Origin of the sequence: Sphingobacterium cellulitidis (genome assembly GCF_043187465.1) — a bacterium.
GTDB lineage: Bacteria > Bacteroidota > Bacteroidia > Sphingobacteriales > Sphingobacteriaceae > Sphingobacterium > Sphingobacterium cellulitidis.
The window spans coordinates 3,482,583-3,506,094 of record NZ_CP171136.1; the positions used below are offsets into that span (position 1 = coordinate 3,482,583).

Sequence of the window (23,512 nt, forward strand, 5' to 3'; positions counted from 1 at the left end):
TTAATGGATAAAAAAAGCTTAGGAAAATCTTCCTAAGCTTTTTGCAATAAATAAAACCTGAGTTTAAAATTATTTTTTCATGCTGCCAGTCTCATTGAATCGGATATGCCAGCTAAAGGCTTCTTCCAATAAATGTGGGGTATGCCCTCCTCGTTCACAAGCGCGATCAAAATAGGATTGTAATTCTTCTTTATAATCTGGATGAACACAGTTATCAATTATTTTTTGAGCACGCTCTCTAGGTGCTAATCCTCGCAAGTCCGCTAATCCTATATCTGTTACTAAGATATCCACATCATGCTCCGTATGATCTGTATGGGATACCATTGGTAAAATATGGGATATCTTATTGTCTTTAGAAGCCGCTTGGGTAACAAAAATACTTAGGTAAGCATTCCTTGCAAAATCGCCTGAACCTCCTATTCCATTCATAATCTTTGTACCCCCTAGATGCGTAGAATTCACATTGCCATAAATATCAAACTCAATTGCTGTATTGATCGCAATGATTCCTAATCGACGAATTAATCCCGGGGTATTGGAAATATTTTGTGGGCGAAGGACAAATTTATCCCGATATTTTTGAAGGTTATCAAACACACGGCTATAACATTCTTTGGAAACTGTAACCGATGATGCCGAAGCAAAGCTTAATTTTCCTGCATCCATTAAATCAAATGCTGAATCTTGCAGTACCTCGGAAAACATGGTTAAATCATAGAAATTACTATGTAAAAACCCAGTCAATACCGCATTGGCTACTTTTCCAATCCCCGCCTGAATCGGTAATAAACGATCAGTCAGGTGGCCTAAATTCACCTCTTCTTCAAAAAATTCTAATATATGCTTCGCTATATTGGTTGTTTTTTCATCTGGTGGAGCAATATCCGCCGGAGAGTCCAACTCACTCGTAAAGACAATGGCTGCAACCTTATCCGGATTCAACGGAATCGATTTCCGACCTATTTTATTCCAGGGCGCAACAATCGGAATAACATTCCTATGGGGATAATCCTCCGCTTGATAGATATCATGGATCCCATAAACATTCTCATGAATGGATGTATTTACCTCCAAAATGACTTTTTTGGCTAAGGAGGCAAAGGTTACTGAATTACCAACCGATGTGGTTGGTACAATACTGCCATCTCTATCGATATAGGCCACTTCCAAGATAGCGATATCTACATCTGGTAAATTCTTATTATGTAGAAGCTCGGCACTTTCACTTAGATGTTGGTCTATAAAAAGTACTTCGCCACTATTGATCTTGCTTCTTAAGACTGGATCTACCTGAAATGGCATACGCTTCTTCAAAGCTCCTGCCTCAGCTAATTTCCCATCGGTACCATGACCTAAGGAGGCTCCTGTCATTAAGGTGATTTTTATGTTTTCTTTCTTCGCACGCTCTGCTAAAGCTGGTAAGATTACCTTACTATCTCCAGCTTTCGTAAATCCACTGGAGCCGACAACCATACCGTCTTCAATTAATTTAACGGCTTCCTCGGCGGTAGTCACTTTTTCTTTAAGTCTTTCTAGACGTATTCTATCCAACATATCAATTCATTTATGTACTCCTCAAAAGAGTGAGGCAATATTAATCAATATTTTATTTATAAAATTATCCATTATAGCCACTTACTTTTTTAATAAAAATTAAAAGTAAGCAGTTACTTACATACCCTTTCACAAGCGCTAAAATTTCAACTGGAAAATAAAATAGCCATAGGATGTTTTAGATACTGTTAATTTATGGGAAAACCCCTAATATTCAAAAGATGTCCTCATATTTTTTGAAATTTTGTTTTCCCCTTCCTTCTTACTGCCAAAACAATTGCCCCTAATATGCCCTGATTTTGGTTTTCTCAAATAAAAACAAGAAATTTATAGCTCATTAATCCCTAGTTTTTAATGCAAAAGGAATATATTGATAAATATTATATGACCGAAGTAGATACTTACGATAATAGTATCTATTGTCATCATGCAGTAATGGGAGATTCGGTTACTGAGCACTCACACAAAAAAGGTCAATTCCTTTATACTGAAGGTGGAGTCGTATTTTTAAAAACTGCGGAAAAATCATATTTCCTACCTGCTAGACATTATATCTGGATTCCGGCAAATGTAAAACATAGCATTCACCCGAGTAGTTCAGAAGTTGTCATGAGAAATCTTTACTTCCCGAAATATGAAACTGATACTGAATTTTTCGATAAGGTAAATATTTACCCGGTAAACGATTTACTAATCGAACTCATCATGTTTACTAATCGCTGGAATGGCAATATATTTCCGGAAGAAGAGCCACGGTATTCCATTGCAAAAGCATTTAAATTAATCCTCCCTGAATTATCACAAACGGAATTACCTTTGGCTTTGCCATATCCAAAAAATGATAAACTTAAGCAGATCATTAGTTACCTCGAACAAAATATAGCCGAAAATATTAGCTTCAAAAGCTTAGCTGAACATTTTGACATCTCCGAAAGAACATTAGCTCGCTTATTCCAAAAAGAACTTGCGATGTCCTATATTCAATATTTCACGATCTTAAGAATGCTAACTTCCCTAAAACTTCTTTTGGATGACAAATTAAGTGTCAACGAAGTTGCTTTACGAGTGGGATATAATAGCTTACCTACCTTTAGTAATACCTTTAATAAGGTAATCGGTGTAAGACCTAGTGAATATGTAAAAAATAGAAATTTACTTTTATAACCCATAATAAATGAATCTTAAAACCATTATCGCCGGTTTGCTAGTAGGTACATTAGTTTCCTGTTCAGCAACCTCACAAGTCAACCACAAAACAACCGTAAAAACCCCTAAACCTATTCAATTATTTAATGGCAAGGATATCAAAAATTGGACTCCAAAAATTAGATTACATGATGTAGGCGACAACTATGCTAATACTTTTAGAGTAGAAGATGGGCTTTTGAAAGTTCGTTATGATGGGTATGACGATTTCAATCAACAGTATGGACATCTCGCATATAATAAACCATTTGGTTATTATGTATTAAAACTAGAATACCGGTTTGTAGGCGAACAAACCAAAGGTGGTGAAGGCTGGGCATGGGCCAATAGTGGAGCAATGCTCCATGGTCAAGACCCTAAAACAATGTTGAAAGACCAGGATTTCCCAATTTCAATTGAAGGTCAATTGTTAGGTGGCAATGGAAAAGATGAAAGAACAACTTCCAATCTTTGTACGCCAGGAACCAATGTTGTAATCAATGATAAATTGTTTACTCCGCACTGTCTGAGCTCTACCTCTAAAACTTACCATGGTGACCAATGGGTAACCGCAGAATTCGTAGTTCTTGGAGACTCCATTATTCAACACGTTTTAGACGGCAAAGTGGTATTGGAATACAATAAACCACAAATTGGAGGTGGCAGTGCTTCCCCAGTAGACCCAAAGGTAAATCAACAAGGAAAACTTTTGGATAATGGATTTATCTACTTACAAAGTGAATCCCATCCTATTGATTTCCGTAAAGTAGAGCTTTACGACCTGGATGCTTACAAAGCTGATAAACAAAAATTAGATCAGGTAGTTAAGGCTATCTTGGAAAAATAAATCTTCATAAAACTGAATAAGAAAGGTTGGATAGGAAAACTATCCAACCTTTTATTTTTTCCCTTGCCCTCCAAGCTTTTACTTTTGGGAATGGAATCCTAATAATCCACAAACAAGAAAAGGGATGTTGTAAAACATCCCTACAATATTTTATAAAAAAGCTAAACTTACGCTAGTTTATTAACGAATTTAGTCAATTTAGACTTGTTGTTAGAAGCTTTTTTCTTGTGGATAACATTCTTCTTAGCAAGACGATCAAGCATAGATACCACGCGTGGCAATAATTCTTTAGCTTCTTCTGCTGAAGTAGTGTTACGTAATTTCTTGATTGCGTTACGTGTAGTTTTCGCTTGGTAACGGTTTCTTAAACGCTTCGCAGCGTTAGCTCTAATTCTTTTGATCGACGATTTATGATTTGCCATTTCTCTTAGCTATATAATATTTTAAATCTTTTATACTTTATTTCGGACTGCAAAAATAGCACAGAAAAACTAATATTCAAAATCATTTTTAATTTTTCGAATTCCTTATCTTTGCAAAATGCAGAAATTATCTATGGATCAGCTCAACAGAGTCGATGTTGACACCTTTAAATCTCAGGAAAAAACCCCTGTAGTTATTGTTTTAGACAATGTTCGCAGCATGCATAATGTTGGTTCGGCCTTTCGTACGGCCGATGCTTTTGCAATCGACCGCATCGTTTTATGTGGTATAACCGCAACCCCTCCGCATCGTGAAATCGAAAAAACTGCCCTCGGAGCAACACAGTCTGTAACATGGACCTACGAAAAAAGCAGTATCGATGCCATAAAAAACCTTAAAGAGGAAGGTTTTGAAATCTATGCCATCGAACAAACCAACACCAGTATCTCCCTAGAAACCTTTGAACCCCTGCCTGATAAAAAATATGCCGTGGTTTTTGGAAATGAAGTCCATGGGGTGGAAGAAGAAATTATTGCACTGGCGGATGGCACTCTCGAAATTCCTCAATTTGGAACAAAACATTCCTTTAATGTTTCTGTTACCATAGGTATAGTCCTATGGGATTTAATCAATAAAACGAAGTTTCTTAAAAAATAACAAAATACCTACCTCTCTGATTTTTAGAAGTCATATCAAAATAGTAGATTTGCGTTGCAAAAAATAAGACAAAATGAGTGTATTAGTAAATAAAGATTCCAAAGTAATCGTTCAAGGTTTTACCGGAAACGAAGGTACTTATCATGCGTCTCAAATGATTGAGTACGGAACAAACGTAGTAGGTGGTGTGACTCCAGGTAAAGGTGGACAAACTCACTTAGATCGCCCAGTATTCAATACAGTTCAAGATGCTGTTGATGCTACAGGTGCAAATGTTTCAATTATTTTTGTTCCACCTGCATTTGCTGCTGACGCTATCATGGAAGCTGCTGCTGCTGGTATCGCTTTAATTGTTTGTATTACCGAAGGTATTCCTACAAAAGACATGATCCAAGTAAAATCTTACTTGAGCGACAAGAACTCTCGTTTAATTGGTCCTAACTGTCCAGGTATCATTACTGCTGAAGAAGCTAAAATTGGTATTATGCCAGGATTTATCTTCAAAAAAGGCTCTGTAGGTGTCGTATCTAAATCAGGTACTTTAACTTACGAAGCTGTTGACCAAACTGTAAAAGCTGGCTTAGGAATTACAACTGCTATCGGTATTGGTGGTGACCCGATTATTGGTACTACGACTAAAGAAGCTGTTGAATTATTGATGAACGACCCTGAAACTAAAGGTATCATCATGATTGGTGAAATCGGTGGTGGAATGGAAGCTGAAGCTGCTCGTTGGATCAAAGAAAACGGTACAAAACCAGTAGTTGGTTTCATCGCTGGTCAAACAGCGCCTCCAGGACGTCGTATGGGTCACGCAGGTGCTATCGTAGGTGGTGCTGATGATACTGCTGCTGCTAAAATGAAAATCATGGAAGAATGTGGTATCCGCGTTGTGGAATCACCAGCTGAAATCGGAAAAGCTATCGCTGAAGAATTAGCTAAATAATTCTTCCCTAAAAATATCAAAAATTAAAGCCTGTCTCTTTCGAGACAGGCTTTTTTATTAACTAAACAACGAAACTTTAGGATTACTCCGATTTCTCTTCTGATTGACCCTTTTTACTCTGATGTGTATTTTCATAATGCTCAATCAACTCATTCAATTCATCCAGGTCAAGGTCTGATTTCAAGTCTACAAAAACATGATCCCCTTCATCAGTAATACCTAACATGATATTCTTGATCCGATTTCTCTTGGTTCTGGTATTGATACTGATTTTTGCCCCATCACTATTGATACTCATCAATTCCTCGAAATCATTTCTTTCCAAATACTTGCTAAAGTGGTCATATAAAGCAACCTTTTGGGAACCACCCGAAACAGCCATCAATTTGATATTTTTAATCTTTTTTAATGCCATCGCCAATACCGGATCATCCTCCTTCAATTCCCTGATCTCTCCGCGAATAAAGGCTTTCATCAAGATCCCTGGAACTTTTATCGAGACAATCTCTGCATCCCCAGGCATATCCAATCCTTTCGCAAACTCCATGTTTGCCCCTTTCTTGATCATGCAACTCTGCATGCCGAAAATTAATAGTGCAATACAAATAATTCCAATATAGCGTTTCATAATTTTAGTGTATTTAAGGTTTATTATTAGTTATTGTTGACAAGCGCATTGATATCATCATATTTTAATGATCCATCCAAGATCATGAAAACAGTTTCCCCATCCGAATTAATACTTAGCAAAAGGTTGCTCAGAAAATCTACTCCTGTGTTTTCAGCTAAGAAGCGAATTTTGTCCCCATCCGAATTAATAACCAGAAGCTCTTCATATTTCAATTTTCCGATCGCTGAATTTACCTCTTCCTGGATTGCAGAACCTGCATTTTCAAATACCAACATCTTTATCGAGTTGATCTTACTTAATAAGGGCTTGATGGTTTCTACATCCGAATCATTGATTTTCATCTTGTTCAACATCTTGAACATAGGCTTGCCAATCTTGATCGATGTCACCCCTTTTTGTTCTTTATATTGCTCAAATATTTGATCCAATTTTGAGATCTGAGCTTGTGCCATGCTTACCACAAAAAGGCTGATTATTAACATGAACGTTTTCATAATTTTCATTTTATTAGATTTCAATTTTTAAATACTTAATGTGCTCTACCCCTTCCATTCCCTTTTTTAGATTGGTGGTAGCCAGGTGGAGTGCGGTCTCCGTAACTTCAAGTGCCTTCTCTTCATCATAAATTCGAACACCATTGATTTCAACGTAAAATTCATCATCCAAAGCATTCGATACTTCTGCCGGTTTTTCTTGCTTCTTAACTGATTTCTTGACAGCAGCTATTTGAAAGCCATTAGAGACAATTTCTTCAGTAACTAGATGTTGGTGAGAGTTAGCACTTGATGATTCATTAGGACTACTTGCAGGCCGCTCAACGTCCATTACTGAATCAATGACACTTGTCGATGCAATTCTAGGCTCAACTTCTGGGTTTTTACTATCCATGAGCTGATGAATGATAAAAATTCCAAGCAGCAAGGAAGCAGCAATACTAGTCAAGGCAATTATCCGGCGGTTTATTGGAACAACTTTCTTCTCAGTCAATGGCTTTTCTTCCAGCTCCTGCATAAAATCTTCAAAATCCCAATCCATCTTTTCTTCAGGTTGCTGCAGCATTCCGAAGAATTCATCCGAACCTAACTCCTTCAACTTGCGTTCTTCCTCAAGTGAAGTGTTTCCTGCTAGGTATTTGGCCTTAAGCTTATCCAATTCTTCTTTTTTCATAATCAAAAACCTTTGTTAAGTTTAACCGCACTGTCGTTCTTGCTCTTGATAAATTGACCCGAACAGCATTTTCCTCTAATCCAGCAACCTCAGCAATATCTACTATTTCATACTCCTCAATATCCCGGAGATACATCACCAATCTCTGTTTTTCTGGAAGTTGATCAATCATCTTCAGAATTAATTCCTTTGTTAAGGAAGGATATTGTTCCTGTTGAATATCCCCTGGCAATTGCTGTAAGTACTTGGCCTGTCTTCCCAATTTATCAATCTTATTGTAGGCCATGTTCCTCACCATTTGCATGGCAAAAGCTTCAATGCTGTTTAATTGTGTCAATTGACCCCGCTGTTCCCACAATTTGAGCATCACCTCCTGTACCAAATCATAAGCGTCATCCGATTCTTCTAAAAACCTATTTGCAAAACGGTAAAGCTTGTCTTTCAAGACAAATACCGTATTCTTAAAGGTTTCTTGGTTCATCATTATTATCGCTTATTTAATAACAAGACAGATTATACCATCCATCTATTACATGAAATCTTAAAAAAAATTGAAATATTTTATAAACCCTTAATTATGAGCCGATAAAATTCAATTACTTATCAAAAATAGTATAACTAAACTTATTTAATTGCAGCAATTTCATTTAAAAAAGAATGCCAGAAGTTTTTTCCTTCTGGCAATCCTTGGATCTTTTATACCCCTTATTTCTGCTCATCTGCGGATGGGCCGTATAAACCCGGTACCGGAATATCTAATAATCTTAAATAAACGGTTAACTGTCCACGGTGGTGAATTAAATGATTATTGATCACATAACGTAATGCCGCAATTTTAGGCATCTCACCAATGACATAAGAATCTACACGCATGGTCCATTGGTTGAACCATTCCTCCTCAGGAAAAGCATCCAATGTTTGTTCGTTTTTCTTATATCCCGAATCCAATGCTTCCTTGAGTTCAGCAACTGTTGATGGTCTGAATGGTTTATAATCTGTCGCTAAGTTAAAATCATTCTTTGTTAGGGCATCTGATACCCAATTGTGCAATTCCACAACATGACCTGCCAATGCTCCAAGGGACATGGATTTCTCATGTGGTCTAAAAGATAAATCTTCATCTTTTAATCGATCCAATATTCTCCTTGTACTATTGGTTTCGCGTTCCATTTCTACTAAAAACCCGTCCTTAATGCTCATATTTTTATTGTATTTAAGTTAGTCTAAGTTATCAAAAAAGCATAACTTTAACCTTATTAAACTCAAATAAAAAACCTATCCAAATGAAAAAATTATTGATACTTTGTTTCCTTTTTCTCCTATTGGGAATTCAAAGTAAAGGTCAGGATGCGAATGCAGAATATGTCAAATCGCATTATGATAAAATCGAACAGTATATTACCATGCGAGATGGTACTCGGCTTTTCACCTCTATTTATACCCCAAAAGATAAATCTAAGAAATACCCTATTCTTTTGAATCGTACGCCCTATACTGTTGCTCCCTATGGTGAAGGAAAGTACAAATCTAGTCTTGGAAACTTCCCGGAAATGATGAAAAAGGGCTATATTTTTGTCTATCAAGATGTCCGTGGAAAATGGATGAGTGAAGGAACTTTTGAAGATATCCGCCCCACAAAGACCAAAGAAAACAAACAAACCATTGATGAAAGTACCGATACTTACGACACTATTGATTGGTTAGTAAAAAATCTGAAGGGGAATAATGGAAAAGTCGGCATGTATGGGATTTCTTATCCTGGATTTTATTCTACAGTAAGTCTGGTTGGAAGTCACCCCGCATTGAAAGCTGTATCCCCACAAGCACCTGTAACTGATTGGTTTATTGGCGATGATTTTCATCATGGCGGTGCTTTGTTCTTAACAGATGCATTTCGATTTATGTATACCTTCGATGCGCCAAGACCTAAACCTATTACCAATGAACATGGACCACAAGGATTTAAGTTACCTTCTAAAGATTTATATAAATTCTTTTTGGACAATCCTACTCTTGCTGAGTTAAAACAGAATTACCTCAATCATACTGTTAAATTTTGGGACAATCTTGCTAAACATAGCACATTGGATAGTTTCTGGGTGGCTAGAACCATTACCAACCATCTGAATGAGGTAAAACCTGCCGTAATGGTCGTGGGTGGTCTGTATGATGCTGAAGATACGTATGGTGCTTTCGAAACCTATAAGCAGATTGAAAAACGTAATAAAAAGAATAATTCGATTTTGGTGATGGGACCTTGGTTCCATGGTGGATGGGTTCGCTCCGAAGGGGATTCTTTTGGAGATATTCGCTTTGGGAAAAAGACCAGTTTAGATTATCAGAATAACTTCGAATTACCTTTCTTTGAATACTACTTAAAAGACGAAGGTTCCTTTAAACCAGCGGAAGCTAATATCTTCTTTTCGGGTGCCAATGAATGGAAAAATTTTGACCAATGGCCACCTAAAGATGCTTTTAAAAGTGAATTGTTCTTAACAGCAAATGGAGAGATCTCTACTAAGCCCGATGAAAATACAGGAGCTTCTGTAGAGTATATCAGCGACCCTAACAAACCAGTTCCTTTTCAAGAAGGAATAATCGTCGATAGAACTCGTGAATATATGATTGCTGATCAAAGATTTGTCGCCAATCGGCCTGATGTTTTAGTTTTCGAGACTAAACCTCTAGCTTCTGACCTGACCTTGGCTGGACCTGTTGTAGCAGATTTAAATGTTTCCATGACAGGGACAGATGCTGACTTTATCGTTAAAATTATCGATGTCTATCCGGATTCATCTTCCGCAACATCTGCAAAAAATGAAACTGTAGTTATGCCAAACTATCAAATGCTGGTTAGAGGGGAAATTCTTCGTGGAAAATTCCGTAATAGTTTCAGCAAGCCTGAACCTTTTAAACCGAATGAAATAACCACCGTAAGAGTAGTTCTTCCTGATGTAGCTCATACCTTTAAGGAAGGTCATAAATTAATGGTTCAAATCCAACATACTTGGTTCCCATTGGCCGATAGAAATCCTAATCAATTTATGGATATATACAAAGCCAAAGCCGAAGATTATATCAAGAATACACATAAGCTCTATTTTGATAAGGAGCATCCAAGTAAAATAGTATTTCAAGCACTTGGAGATTTTATCTTAAAGAAATAATAAATGGGGACGGATTAAATTTGTCCCCATTTATTTTACCTGTTTTCAAATATTTTGCATATTTTTTGTAACGATTACGGTAAATTACATACTTACTATTTGAAAATACACTAGAAAAACATGAAAAAACTATTTCTAACAGCAGTAGCATTTATGATGACTATTGCATTATTTGCTCAAAACAAGGAAACATTTTTATGGAAAGTTTCAGGTAATGGATTAAAAAAAGACTCTTATGTATTAGGCACCTTACATATGGCTTGTGGTCCTGATTTTAAAATTGAGGACAAAATTAAGACGGCTTTAAAAACAACCGATCGGGTGGCTTTGGAATTAAATGCCTCTAATCCCGAAACTGTAAAAGTTATGCAGGAAAATGTGGGACCAGTACCTGGATTCTTTGATGGAATGGCTCCTGAAAAAAAACAATTAATTGATAGTGTCCTTACTGCAAAAAACTTAAATCCGGCAATGTTGGACCAATTCGGTCCCGCAGTATTACTTTCAATTTTATCAATGCAGGCATTTGAATGTCAAAATCCTCAGGATATGAAAGCCATGGAATTGGAGTTGTTAAAACTGGAAGAAGCAGCAGGCAAACCTGTAGATGAACTTGAAACCGCTGATTTTCAAATCAAATTGATGAATGAGTTTTTCAAAGCTGAAGATCTTTACACTTACTTGAAAGATCTGGATAAGATGAAAGCTGAAACCAAAAAATTGGTAAGTGCATATTTCAATAATGAAGTAACTGCCTTGGAGGATTTATTGGTGAAAACTTCAACTTTTACTCCTGAAAAAGAAGAAATGATGTTGACCAAAAGAAATAAGGCTTGGATTGAAAAGATGCCTGAGATGATGAATAACAACCCTACATTCTTTGCTGTTGGTGCAGCACACTTGTTAGGAAAAAATGGAGTAATCCAATTACTAAAAGATAAAGGTTATACCCTGACTCCTATCTATTAATCCTTAGGAATTCTGGTATAGAACAAGAAAAGCCTTGGTCCATGGACCAAGGCTTTTCTTGTTCTTATCAACTTATGATTTTACGATGCGTTTTACTTCATCAAATTCATCTTGAATTTCTTTGGATACTGGTTTTGATAATAAGGAAACTATGACAATCGTCAGGAAGCTTAGAATAAAGCCTGGGATCATTTCATAAACATCCTTATAATTGTGTGGGACATATACCCATAATAATACAACGGCTCCACCTACAATCATCCCTAAAAAGCCAGCTGTTGCTGTTGTTCTTTTCCATAATAAGGATAAAAGCACCAAGGGACCAAATGCTGCACCAAATCCTGCCCAAGCATTACCAACTAAGTTTAGAATACTATCCTTAGGATTCAACGATAACAATAAGGCGATGACAGCAACGATCAATACCGATAACCTGCTGACCATTAGCATCGTTTTGGCCGAAGCTTGTTTATTGAAAAAGGTTCTATAGATATCTTCGGTCATTGAACTTGAAGTCACCAATAATTGCGAAGAAATCGTACTCATTACAGCTGCTAAAATTGCTGATAAGAGGAACCCTCCTATCAATGGATGAAACAAAACTCTTGAAGTATAGATAAAGATAGTTTCTGCCATCTCTTTGGAGCCATCAAATTTGACCATAGTTTCCGGATCAAATTTTACCAAATAGGCAATTCCAAATAATCCAACCAACATCGCACCACCTACTGTAAAAATCATCCAGGTAATACCGATATTTCTGGCTTTTGGAATGTCTTTCACGCTATCAATCGCCATAAAACGAACTAATATATGGGGTTGTCCAAAATATCCCAAGCCCCAGGCCATCAAGGAAATAATCGAAATGGTTGTAGTTCCTGTAAACAGATTTAGATAGTCAGGACCTTTGTTTTCAATGATGCTCATGGTTTCTCCTATTCCACCTATCTGCGTTACCATCACTATTGGTAGAATAACTAAGGCTGTGACCATAATGGTACCCTGAACAAAGTCCGTTAAACTCACGGCTAAGAAACCTCCCAAAAAGGTGTACAATACGACCACAAAGGTTGTCACATATAAACCTGTATAATAATCCATATGGAAGGCAGACTCAAATAATCGACCCCCAGAAACCATACCGGCCGAGGTATAAAGCGTAAAAAACACCAGAATAAAAATCGATGAAGCAATTTTTAATAATTGGGTCTTATCGTGAAATCTGTTCTCAAAAAAAACTGGAATGGTAATGGAGTTCTTGGCAACTTCCGTATACACCCTTAATCTTGGTGCGACCAAAACATAGTTCAGGAAGGCTCCAATCGTTAATCCTATGGCAATCCATGAACTGGATAAACCTGCTGCATACATGGCGCCGGGTAAACCCATTAGTAACCATCCACTCATATCAGCAGCTCCCGCTGATAAGGCCGTTACTGCAGCTCCCATTTTGCGACCACCAATCAAAAACTCCTCCGAGTTGCTCGTTGATTTTCGCCAAGAGTATAATCCTATCAGGATCATCAACAGCATGTAAAGACCAATGGAAATTAATTCGTATGTATTCATGTAAAAAATTTGTTTGTAAAGATGCTATAAAATTGCTGGAATTTCCATCTTTTTTAAACGATTAGTTAAAATATTATCCGCTTTTGTGTTGGTTTTACTCAATTCCTTCAACAGTTTTAGTCCATCCAATTCATAAGGATAGATTGAAAGTGCCTCATCCAATTGCTTAATAGCCTCATCTATTTTATTTGCTTTGCTATTTATCAAAGCCTGGCTTACCAAATCAGAAGATCGGTAAAAAATAGAATTCATAGGCTTAATTTTGGCCTGAAACGCCTTCGCATCCGCTATTCTATTATTTTCAGCTAATAATCGAATCAATCTTTGATTATATAAGGGTTCTAAACGTGAAGGGTCTCCATCTCTTACCATCAATTTATCCAAGAATTCATTCAGATTTTTTTGATTCCCTTGCTTTGAATAGACTTCAGCAAATAATAACTCAAATTCGGGTCTGTTTACCTGCGAAGCTTGTAAGGTTCTATAGATCTGCTGTAGGTTTTTCAATGCCTCATCGTATCGCTTATTCGCAATTAAGGATTCAATATGCTGCGTACGAATGCTATAATTCTGCGGCTTTTGAGCGGCAAGGTGCGCCAATACATTAATTTGATCCTGATTACCTAACAAGGAAGTTTGCCATGCCTTAAAGGCTTTGGAATCATCTTTCCTATCTCGTAAATAAGTGGAAATTTCAGAACCATTCTGCACATATTCGTCAGCGACTTCAATAGCTTGTTTTAACATCCCCCGTTGAAAGTAAAAATTACGAAGGATTCCTGAATTCCTGGCCTTCTCCATATAATCGGTCTCAATATCATAGGCTTTTTTAAGGAGACTTGACTGGCCCTCTAAGTCTTGTGGATTCGTAGCCATGAACAAGTTCCCCTCCACTGAATAGATCGGCGCATAATTAACATCAACTTCCTTGGCCTTATCTAATTGTTGGCTTGCTTCGGAGTACTTGCCCTCAGCTAATAGATTTTCAGCATAGGAGATATAAGCTGGCAAATATTTCTGATCATATTGCAAGGCCGTATCCAGATAGGAATAGGCTTCCTTCAGATCATTCTTTGCAGAATTTCTCGCCAGATTTACATATACTTGAGACCAATTTGAAGCCATCGCTTGTTTATCTCCCGCTAGGTAAGCCTTCTCCTTGCTAATCATTTCATCCAGGAAGGCATACATCTCCGGATCTTTAGTTTTCAGATCGTTTAAGGTATTCATGGATTTAAAATCCAAGGGATGAACTTTCACCTTCTCAAAATAGGCAGGATAAGTTTGAGCTAGATATTCAGATTCATTATTTTGAGAATAATAGTCCAAGGTGAGTCCATTTTCCATGGCATTATAATATAAGGACTTAATCTTGCGATTTTGTTGATCTGTAAGAACCTGACCATGGAAAAGATGTACATATTCATGCAGGAGGACATTACGTTCTTCAAAAGCTCCACGCTCAACATATTCAATGGCTGCTGCGCCTGATCCTACTCCTCGGATATCCATCCATTGACGATTATCGAAGGTGGAATTAAACCGGAAATAAGGCGCTTTCATCGCTAATGCTAGATCCACATGTAAGGGTGGAATCACAAAAAGCCTATGTTGTTTGACCAAAAATGGAAAATAAACTGTTGAGGTATATAATTGGTTCCATGCCATACCCTTTGCCACACTTCCTGGATAATAGGCCACATCAGGGAATATTTCCAGAAAATCATCCATATTGCTGATCTTAGGATTTCTTAATGACTCCATGATACTCGCATAGGTTTTCAGATATGGAATCCGCTTGGATTTAATCACTGCAGCTAAACCATTGTGTGCAGGGCCATAATGCGTTTTACGCTTTAAAATATCGAGAAAAATATTCTCTGCTTTTGTCAAACGCTGCATTCTATCTGTAGCATCAAAGTCACTATACAATAAAGATGCTTTATGCATTCCAGGTAACACAGAACCTTTATGTTCCGATTCTATTTGATCAACCTTCGCTAATGCTGCTTCAATTTTATTGCTACTGAACAACTCATCTGCTGTCTCTAATTCCTGACGAATTTCCTTCTCATTTTCATCCACATAATCAGCAAAAGTCAGGTTAGTATGACCATTCCCCAAATGCCAGTGGGATTGAAAATGTAATGGGTTTAAAGCCAAGGCAACTTCCCATTGTGCCACCATATCATTTAATTGAGTAGCATCAATCCTTCTCCAAATGGCATATCCATAGTAGAATCTGGCATCAGCATTCAAGGGATTTAATTGAAGTCCTTTTTTTAATACCTCCTCTGCTTCTTTAGGTTTCTGATCCCAGAAAAAAACATCTGCTTTTAGAAAATATCCTGCGGCTTCATTTGGTTGTTTCGCAATCAAATCATTAGCCAAGGCTAGTGCTTCAGGGTATTTCTTTTGCAACATCAAAGCCCTTCCTAAAACTAAACTGGTCTCGATATCATTAGGATTTTTGCGTAGCAGTTCTGAACTCATCTTTTCTGCAGATTCCAATTCCCAAGCTTCAATTTTTAGTAATGCTAAAGCTCTTTGTACCTTAAGATCAGATTGCCCTTTGCTCGGAATCTTGGACAATTCCTTTTCTGCGGCTTTGAAATCATTATTCAACCATTGATATTTAAATCGTAATACGGCAGCATCATTTGGATTGATACTTTTATTTTTGCTCAATTCCGTATTTACCAATTGCCACTCACCTAAATCCAACAGATGATTCAATGTTTCATAGGTTGACTTGGAATTAGACTTTAGCTCTTGTATATACTTGCTTTTCTCTTGATTCAGATAGGTCTTTACTGCTTGCGTGTCGTTGATATAATCTTGGGCATTTGCAGTACCTAACCCGACGAAAAGGAAAAAAATAAGACTTTTTAATTGCATAATACGAAAGAAATAAAAGCCAGTCCTTTAGGACTGGCTGAGTAAAAAAACACTAGTATTTTGCAGCTTGATCTGCAGCAGGTAAGGATTTCTTAATAAACTGACGAATATCTTCATTCGCTTTAATAAGATCTTCTTTACGCAAATACATCATGTGACCGCTTCGGTATCCAACGAAACTCATCCTTGAAGATAGTTTGCCAGATGGGTCCATTTGCCACATATTGTATTTCGCATTGAAGTAATCACATGCTCCATCATAATAACCTGACTGTACCATTAAATGCAGGAATGGATTCGCTGCCATCGCCTGTCTCAGATTATAACCTGTATTGTCATTACTTCTATCCCAAGGATGAACTGGTCCAAACATATTGTATTTTACATCTGCTTTGTATTTCAATTCATTGGCATAGTAGTAATTGATCGCTGGTGTGAATGAGTGTAGCCAAGACGTCAACTCGGAGTTATAATCTGGACGCTCACCACCATCACGAAAATCTAGACCAATATATCTGGAATCTAAACGTCCAACTGTTTGGCCCTTATCACGCATTAATTCCTTCCAAAATAAAGAAGTAGGGATATTCAAGTTATTTTGTGCAATTACTGTTTCAGACAAGCCTGAATATTTAGCCATTTTTTTAACAACTGCAGCCTTATCCGTTGCACTTAAGCTAGAGCCTTTTGCAATCGCAGGTAATAACTCGTCTAAAGTAAATTTCTCTACCTCCGGAAGAATAGCATCTAAATCTTTGTTTTGTAATTCAGGTGTTAAACGTTTGTGGAACCATGCTGTAGCAGCATAATATGGCCAAATATTAGCTTGCGCAACTGCTCCCTCACGCTTAATTCCTAAATCTGTTGGAGACACCAAAATAACACCATTCAAGTACATCCACTGTGCATTCTGTAATTCCAAAGCCAATCCTGAAACACGGGTTGTTCCATAACTTTCACCAATCAGATATTTTGGTGATGACCAACGGTTATTTCTGGTTACAAAGGTGTTGATCCATTCTGCTAAATATTTGATATCGGCATTGATTCCAAAGAATAAGGAACGATCTGCTTTCTCATCAAGAATTCTGGAATAACCAGTATTGATGGGGTCGATATAAACGATATCCGCCACATCTAAGATGGTGTATGGATTTTCCTTTACCCCATAAGGTTGTAAAGGATAGCCTTCATCATCAATGTTTAATAAACGCGGACCAGTATAGGCCAAATGCATCCATACTGAACCTGAACCTGGGCCTCCGTTGAAGGAAATTACCAATGGACGCTTGTCTCTATTGCTAATGTCATCGCGGGTATAATAGGTATAATGTACCGTTGCCAAAACTTTTCCATTGGCATCCCAAACTGGCTGCGTTCCGGTCTTCGCTGTATATCCAAATTTCTGCCCATTGGCTGCAATAGAATGTTTTGTAACAATAGTGCTATCCGCAAATGGAATGCGCTGAGCTTGGACGGAAACGGCAAAAATTAGTGCTGATAATAATAAAATGTATCTTTTCATCGTCTTTTTATGTTAATAGTTGATTACATCTGAAATTTATAAATTATTGTCTGGTATCCCAAAACACCCTTTCCAATAAACTGGTTTTTTGTGTAATATTTGGGTTATTATTGGCCTCCGATTGGGAGTAAAATAATGTCCTCGGAACCTCATCATAAATTGCAGTTGGTTTCTTCAATGGGGTCAATGCGGGATAGCCTGTTCTGCGGTAATCCGTCCATGGCTCAACCAAAACTCCAAAATTTGCGATATACTTCTCCGTTATGATTTGCTCCAACTTCTGTTGGTTTGTTCCGGATAAGGTTCCCTTATCTGCTAGATAGGCATTCAAAGTTGCTGCCGGCAATTTATTGTCCTCAAAGGAAGCCTTAATTCCTGCACTAAAGAATGCTTGTGCATCACCAGCAGCTCCATATAATAATGCAGCCTCCGCACGGATAAAATTATATTCCGCAAAGGTTAATAACCTAGCTGGCGCTTCGCCTCCATATAAGATTGCCCCAGTTTGAAGGGCTCCCTTTGGATCTACCAAACTTGAATTAAAGGAAGTAACTGTTCCATATAAATACTCATGCAACCTCGAATATTCACTCGAAGCATTCGCATCCATTACACTTGCTCCTTTATAGGTTTTAGGACTTGAGAAATATGGAAACGGGGTAAAATAACGCTCTCTACGAGGATCATTATTCGTATTCATTAAATCCACAATATATTTGTTAGGCAGGAATTGATTCCTGAATTGGCCTAATTCAATACTGTAAATTGGATTTTGTCGCTGGGGTGCATTAAGGAAATTCATCACGAATCCATCTTCATTACTGCTGAAGAATTTTGCCCCCGAATTGATCAACTCATTGATTTTTTGTCTCGTGAAATTTGGATCCTTAGCTGAATAATGCAGGTAAATTCTCAATTTCAATGTATTTCCAAACTTTTCCCATTTCTCTTTGGAGCCAGCCCAATTCGTGGATGCATAAATCGAGGAAAAAGCATTTGGCGATAAGGTGGAAGTACCAGCATTGATATCCGCAATTCCTTCATCAATCAATCGAATCAGGTCTGTATAAATTGCTTCATCATCATCAACCTCTGGTTTAAGGTTTTCTCCAAATTGCATCGCATTAAAGTAAGGCACATCCCCCCAGGTATCCACCGTAACTTGATAGACAAATGCTTTCAATAACTTTGCAACACCCGCATAATGTGGACTTCCTTCATCTGTTGCCTGCTTGATCAAAACAGCAATATCACTCAAGGTAGTTCCAAAAATCGCTACCCATTGATTGTTGATGTCGGAGTCATTCACATTATATCGCTCGTATTCCTTGAACGCTACGTGTCCTTGAACAGGTCCTTGACCACTGAATTGCTGAACAAAAACTCCCCCAACACGCAATAAATCACTCGCACCAAAATAACCAACATTGACAGTAATGGAGGGTAATAATTGGTTGACAGCAACCTTGGTTACATTATTAGGGTCGTCATTAACATCCAGAAAGGAACTACATGAAGCCGCTCCCAATAGGGTGGCAACTGTTAATAAACTAAATATCTTTTTCATGTTATTTCAATTTTATAGGCTAAATCTTACACTTCCGCCAATTGTTCTTGGGGTTGGGCTAAATCCAAATTCTAATCCTCTAGCATTACTAATCCCCAATAGATTTTGCTCTGGGTCAAGATGCGGGAAGTTCGGTGCATAAGTAAATAGGTTTCTACCATAAACTGATATATTGATTCCTTTGATGAACTTCTGACCTTCGAATAGTCGTGCTGGCAAACGGTATGATAGATTTGCCTCTCTTAGTTTTACAAAAGTGGCATCCAATACATATCCTTCCCATGCCACATATTTCCCTTGTAAGCTATAATATTGCTGGGCAGTAACTTGGGTGGTATTCGGACTACCATCTTCATATACTCCTTCAAAAAGATAAGGTGTAGTTACTGCACCTGAACCATCGATACGTTCAAATTCAGCAGTTTCTTTGGCAACCCCTTGAATCCGTAAATCTCCAATGGTTCTGGACATAATATCCCCCTTATATTTGAAGTCAAATAAGAATGACAATGAAAAGTCTTTATAGCTGAAATCATTGCTCCAACCTAAATTGAACTTCGGATTTGGGTTTCCGACCTTCTGAACGTTGGTTGTTGGCTTTGGAAGACCATTCGCATTGACGATCATTCTTCCTTGATTATCGCGTTGATACGCATTCGACCATAATTGTCCATATTCCTCTCCCGCAACTAAACGTACGTTAGGTGAAGTAAACCCTCCAATAGAAATATTATTCACACCTGGTGCTAACTCCTCGACAATGGATTTAAACTTGGTGAAGGTAAATCCCGATCTCCAATTGAAATTTTCACTTTTTAAAGGAACTAGATTCAACATCAACTCAATACCTTTGGTCGATAGACTACCCGCATTGGTGACTACAGAAGTAAAACCTGAAGATGATGGCGCTGGAACAGCAAAAATCAAATTCCGAGTATCTCTTTTATAGACCGATCCTTCAAAGCTGATTCTACCACTATATAGGGATAGTTCTGCTCCTAACTCATATTCGCGAGTAAACTCTGGCTGTAGTTTTTCATTTCCGGCACTGTTATTCAAGGTATATCCTGCCAGGCCATTGAATGGAAAACTGACTAATGTGGACACAAATCCATCTGAAGCACTCGAACGACCGAAATAGGTATTCGTTGCATATGGATCTGTTCCTTTACCTACTTCACCAACATTGGCTCTGATCTTCGCCATGGTTAATACATTGGATTTTAACTCAGGAAAAGCTTCGGTCAACACAAAGCTCACTGCAGCAGCAGGATAGAAAATGGAACGATTCCCTTTGGACAAGGTGGATGAAAAGTCGTTTCTGGCTTTCACGTTCAGGGATAAATAGGATTTGTAATCCAATACCACATCGGCGAAAACTCCAATTTGTCTGTTCTCGGTAATGGTACCGAGCGTATTAAAAGTCAAAAAGTTACTCTGATTATCAAAATTTGGCAATACAATGCCCAAGCCTGTAGATTGCAAGGTATTTCTATTATTGGCAATTACCTCATTACCGACCGTTGCTATTAAATTCCAATTTTCAGAAATTGCTCTATTAGCCGTCAAGGTAAAATAGGAGTTGATATTTTTCATGGATACACTTCTATCTTGAACCCCACCAGCTCCTGCAGAACTTGTATTACCATTACTTCGGATTCCCTTGTTATCAAATCCCTTTGAAGTCATACTAAAGACATCAGCACCTACTTTCAGGTCTGCCGCCAACCAAGGAAGGATATCATATTTCAAATTGATGTTCCCATAGAAACGGTTGACCTCATTATTGTTTCTTACATTTTTAATGGACCAGTAAGGATGATCTTCCGGCGCAAACCACAATTGATTTCCCTCCGCATTTTCAAAAGGCATATTGGTCAAGTCATAACTCCGCGGGGCATAGATCCCCCTCCATAATGGATTGGCACCTTGGTTCCCTCCTTGCGTACGCTCTGAAACATTATTCACATAAGAAAAGGAAGATCCAATCTTAAACTTGTCAGTCAGTTGGGTAGATGCATTTACCGAAATATTATTCCGCTTCAGCTCATTGCTAGGTAATAACCCTGTTTCCAAGGTATAGCCATAAGATACACGGTAGTCAAATTTCTCACCTGAACCTGTAAAGCTCAAATCATTTACTGAGCTTACAGAATTCTTCAAGATATCTTTGATATTATCTGGGAATGCTTGCAGGTTTTCTTTTTCACCAAACCAGTTGGTCACTTCCTGACTAGCGATTTTTGGCCCCCATGAACCGGTCACGGAGTTATTATAATTACCATTACTACCTTGTGCATATTCATTTTGGAATTCAGGCATCTGGGATACCATTCCTACTGCAGTATTAGTTCCAACGGAAATCTGGTTTCTTGATCCTTTCTTAGCTTTCTTGGTGGTAATTAATATTACCCCAGAAGCAGCTCGAGATCCATATAGAACAGTTGCAGCAGCACCTTTCAATACGCTCATCGATTCAATATCCTGAGGGTTGATATCGGAGATCCGACTGGAATTAACAACTCCAGTATTAACCGAGTTACCCCCTCCGGAATTATCCAATGGAATTCCATCTACCACATATAAAGGCTGATTACTTCCAGTAAAGGTTGAAAATCCGCGAATAGTGATATTGGAACCTGCAAATCCACCACCAGCACCACTTACCTGCACTCCGGCCAATCTTCCGGCCAATGCATTCGTAACGTCAGTGGTTGGTGCCTTTGCCAAATCATCGGCTTTTACCTCTCCAACACCATAACCTAAGGTTTTACGATCTCTTTGAATACCAAATGAAGTAACAACTACTTCCTCCAGGTTGGCAGCATCATCCTGCAATACAATTCGCATGGCAGAAGTAGCATTAATGGGCACCTCAAGGGTTTGGTAGCTCATGTGACTTACAACCAAAGTACCTCGAGATTGGGCAGTTTCAAATGAAAACTCACCACGCTCATTGGTTTGTGAACCTTCATTTGAACCTTTTACTCGAATGGAGGCATTTGCGATTGGATTTCCTTGGTCATTCACGACCGTACCTGTTACGGTTGTTTGTTGTTCAAAATGAACAGGAATCAGGTAATTTGTTTCTATTTTATCAGCCTTCCACAAATGATGCGGACTAGCCTCTACTGCTGAACACAGCAGCATTGAGCCCGAGCAAAGCATAAGGCTCAATAAATTTTTTGGTCTTAAGTAATTTATGTTGTGAATATTTTGGGGAATACTCCAACTTTTAATTTTAGATTTCATAATACAGGGTTTTAATTAGATGATTAGTAGAATTAACGATTAATCATTTGGGAAGTTAGGGTGGTAATTCGTGTTTTTCCATAATTTCAATAATTTGGTGAATTCAATAAAAAAATGAGATAATTATTAGGTGGTTAGTCCTATCAGGTTAATTAATAATCGTTTTCCTTAAAAAGGTAATATTGAGATATCGGCTTAATATGATTTCAAGATATAAAAAAAACGATTCCATGAAATAGACCTGTATACGAAAATAAGCTAGTTGCTTAGATAAGTAAACGAATGGACAAAATATGTTTACTGTTTGAACCAAGATTGATAGCGAATCTTAAAAATTCTATCAAAAAGATAGAATTTCGATTAATCAAATTGCGGTAAATACCTATTATTATTGGTCAAACATACATTTATTGCCAAATCAATATTTACCAACAAAAGAACAAATTGAGTTAAACCAATAAATATGAACTGTAGGGAAAGTATTTGTTCAAGGGTAATTTTATTAAGTTATTACAGTTGGGGAGATATAGGAATCCAACCTAAAACTAAAAATAGAGGCTGAATTAGAGATGAGGAAAGATAATGCTGTCGGAGGTTGATAAAATAGAAAGAGGGCGTATGCAATACGCCCGTACAATGCGTTTCATTTATCCGATAGCCATTTCGCGACCTGGATGATCAAGCCGCATCGGGGCGACATATATGTAGAAAAAGACATTAAACAAGATAAAGCCCCATAGGGGCGGCATGTATGTAGCAAGGATCATTTAACAAGTTACAGCCCCAGCGGGGCGACATATGTGTCAAACCATGACCCAACAACAATGCAAAAGGGCGTATGCGATACGCCCCTACCGACCGGGCCATCCGTTGCATTCACCCAGGCCCCTGAAAACACAAAAAGCCCGTTGTCTTCTGACAACGGGCTTTCGTATAAAATTAGGCACCGACCTACTCTCCCACCTGTTACGGCAATACCATCGGCTCTGGCGGGCTTAACTTCTCTGTTCGGAATGGGAAGAGGTGGACACCGCCGATATAGGCACCTGAATATCTTTTAAGTACTATCGAGCGTTCTCTGATAGCAGACCCAACGTCTAACTACTAAATACTAACTACTAAATACTAATTGACATGTTATTGGAAGAAAGG

18 protein-coding genes and 1 rRNA gene are annotated in these 23,512 nt (G+C 37.9%); 6 read left to right on the forward strand and 13 right to left on the reverse strand.

What is annotated here, in order from left to right; genetic code table 11:
* Positions 1-69 precede the first annotated feature (69 nt).
* Complete coding sequence (locus ACF3OC_RS15290; protein ID WP_094256237.1) at positions 70-1,557, reverse strand: succinate CoA transferase; 1,488 nt, start codon at positions 1,555-1,557, stop codon at positions 70-72.
* Between the two features lie 354 nt (positions 1,558-1,911).
* Between ACF3OC_RS15290 and ACF3OC_RS15295 the strand changes: the two genes are divergently transcribed.
* Positions 1,912-2,721 carry an AraC family transcriptional regulator gene (locus ACF3OC_RS15295; protein WP_094256238.1) on the forward strand — a complete coding sequence of 270 codons (810 nt, stop codon included), beginning with the start codon at positions 1,912-1,914 and terminating at the stop codon, positions 2,719-2,721.
* A 10-nt stretch (positions 2,722-2,731) separates the two neighbouring features.
* The gene (locus ACF3OC_RS15300; RefSeq protein ID WP_094256239.1) at positions 2,732-3,589 is read left to right on the forward strand and encodes a DUF1080 domain-containing protein; all 858 of its coding nucleotides are present in this window, start codon (positions 2,732-2,734) and stop codon (positions 3,587-3,589) included.
* A 167-nt stretch (positions 3,590-3,756) separates the two neighbouring features.
* On the opposite strand, the gene rpsT is transcribed toward ACF3OC_RS15300, so the two are convergent.
* Positions 3,757-4,011 carry a 30S ribosomal protein S20 gene (rpsT, locus tag ACF3OC_RS15305; RefSeq protein WP_093098462.1) on the reverse strand — a complete coding sequence of 85 codons (255 nt, stop codon included), beginning with the start codon at positions 4,009-4,011 and terminating at the stop codon, positions 3,757-3,759.
* Between the two features lie 118 nt (positions 4,012-4,129).
* Here rpsT and ACF3OC_RS15310 point away from each other — a divergent pair, with 118 nt between their 5' ends.
* A complete protein-coding gene (locus ACF3OC_RS15310) occupies positions 4,130-4,669 on the forward strand; it encodes an RNA methyltransferase (RefSeq protein WP_392469720.1) in 540 nt (179 codons plus the stop codon).
* A 73-nt stretch (positions 4,670-4,742) separates the two neighbouring features.
* Complete coding sequence (sucD, locus tag ACF3OC_RS15315) at positions 4,743-5,615, forward strand: succinate--CoA ligase subunit alpha (RefSeq protein ID WP_093098465.1); 873 nt, start codon at positions 4,743-4,745, stop codon at positions 5,613-5,615.
* Positions 5,616-5,697: 82 nt separating this feature from the next.
* Here sucD and ACF3OC_RS15320 read toward each other — a convergent pair whose 3' ends face one another.
* The 5 genes from ACF3OC_RS15320 to ACF3OC_RS15340 form a co-directional block, all read right to left on the reverse strand.
* Entirely contained in the window at positions 5,698-6,243 is a 546-nt protein-coding gene (locus tag ACF3OC_RS15320; RefSeq protein WP_094256241.1) for a DUF4252 domain-containing protein, read from the reverse strand.
* Positions 6,244-6,269: 26 nt separating this feature from the next.
* Positions 6,270-6,740, reverse strand: a complete 471-nt coding sequence (locus ACF3OC_RS15325; protein ID WP_392469724.1) for a DUF4252 domain-containing protein — start codon at positions 6,738-6,740, stop codon at positions 6,270-6,272.
* A gap of 13 nt (positions 6,741-6,753) precedes the next feature.
* Positions 6,754-7,413 (reverse strand): hypothetical protein, encoded by a 660-nt coding sequence (locus tag ACF3OC_RS15330; RefSeq protein WP_094256242.1) that lies wholly within the window; start codon positions 7,411-7,413, stop codon positions 6,754-6,756.
* Positions 7,391-7,897 carry an RNA polymerase sigma factor gene (locus ACF3OC_RS15335; protein ID WP_218823938.1) on the reverse strand — a complete coding sequence of 169 codons (507 nt, stop codon included), beginning with the start codon at positions 7,895-7,897 and terminating at the stop codon, positions 7,391-7,393. The genes ACF3OC_RS15330 and ACF3OC_RS15335 overlap by 23 nt, the downstream gene beginning before the upstream one ends.
* A 221-nt stretch (positions 7,898-8,118) precedes the next feature.
* Entirely contained in the window at positions 8,119-8,613 is a 495-nt protein-coding gene (locus ACF3OC_RS15340; RefSeq protein ID WP_094256244.1) for a DinB family protein, read from the reverse strand.
* Between the two features lie 83 nt (positions 8,614-8,696).
* Between ACF3OC_RS15340 and ACF3OC_RS15345 the strand changes: the two genes are divergently transcribed.
* Positions 8,697-10,580, forward strand: a complete 1,884-nt coding sequence (locus ACF3OC_RS15345; protein WP_094256245.1) for a CocE/NonD family hydrolase — start codon at positions 8,697-8,699, stop codon at positions 10,578-10,580.
* A gap of 120 nt (positions 10,581-10,700) precedes the next feature.
* The gene (locus ACF3OC_RS15350) at positions 10,701-11,549 is read left to right on the forward strand and encodes a TraB/GumN family protein (protein ID WP_392469729.1); all 849 of its coding nucleotides are present in this window, start codon (positions 10,701-10,703) and stop codon (positions 11,547-11,549) included.
* Positions 11,550-11,621: 72 nt separating this feature from the next.
* Here ACF3OC_RS15350 and putP read toward each other — a convergent pair whose 3' ends face one another.
* From putP to rrf, 6 genes are all read right to left on the reverse strand, one after another.
* A complete protein-coding gene (putP, locus tag ACF3OC_RS15355; RefSeq protein ID WP_094256247.1) occupies positions 11,622-13,118 on the reverse strand; it encodes a sodium/proline symporter PutP in 1,497 nt (498 codons plus the stop codon).
* A 24-nt stretch (positions 13,119-13,142) separates the two neighbouring features.
* On the reverse strand, positions 13,143-16,016 hold the full coding sequence (locus ACF3OC_RS15360; protein ID WP_094256248.1) for a tetratricopeptide repeat protein: 2,874 nt from the start codon (positions 16,014-16,016) through the stop codon (positions 13,143-13,145).
* Positions 16,017-16,068: 52 nt separating this feature from the next.
* Positions 16,069-17,541: a S10 family peptidase gene (locus ACF3OC_RS15365; RefSeq protein WP_094256249.1), complete on the reverse strand. Its 1,473-nt coding sequence runs from the start codon at positions 17,539-17,541 to the stop codon at positions 16,069-16,071.
* 43 nt (positions 17,542-17,584) lie between these two features.
* Entirely contained in the window at positions 17,585-19,108 is a 1,524-nt protein-coding gene (locus ACF3OC_RS15370; RefSeq protein ID WP_094256250.1) for a SusD/RagB family nutrient-binding outer membrane lipoprotein, read from the reverse strand.
* Between the two features lie 12 nt (positions 19,109-19,120).
* On the reverse strand, positions 19,121-22,360 hold the full coding sequence (locus ACF3OC_RS15375; protein WP_094279867.1) for a SusC/RagA family TonB-linked outer membrane protein: 3,240 nt from the start codon (positions 22,358-22,360) through the stop codon (positions 19,121-19,123).
* Positions 22,361-23,298: 938 nt separating this feature from the next.
* Positions 23,299-23,410 (reverse strand): 5S ribosomal RNA (gene rrf / locus ACF3OC_RS15380).
* Positions 23,411-23,512 lie beyond the last annotated feature (102 nt).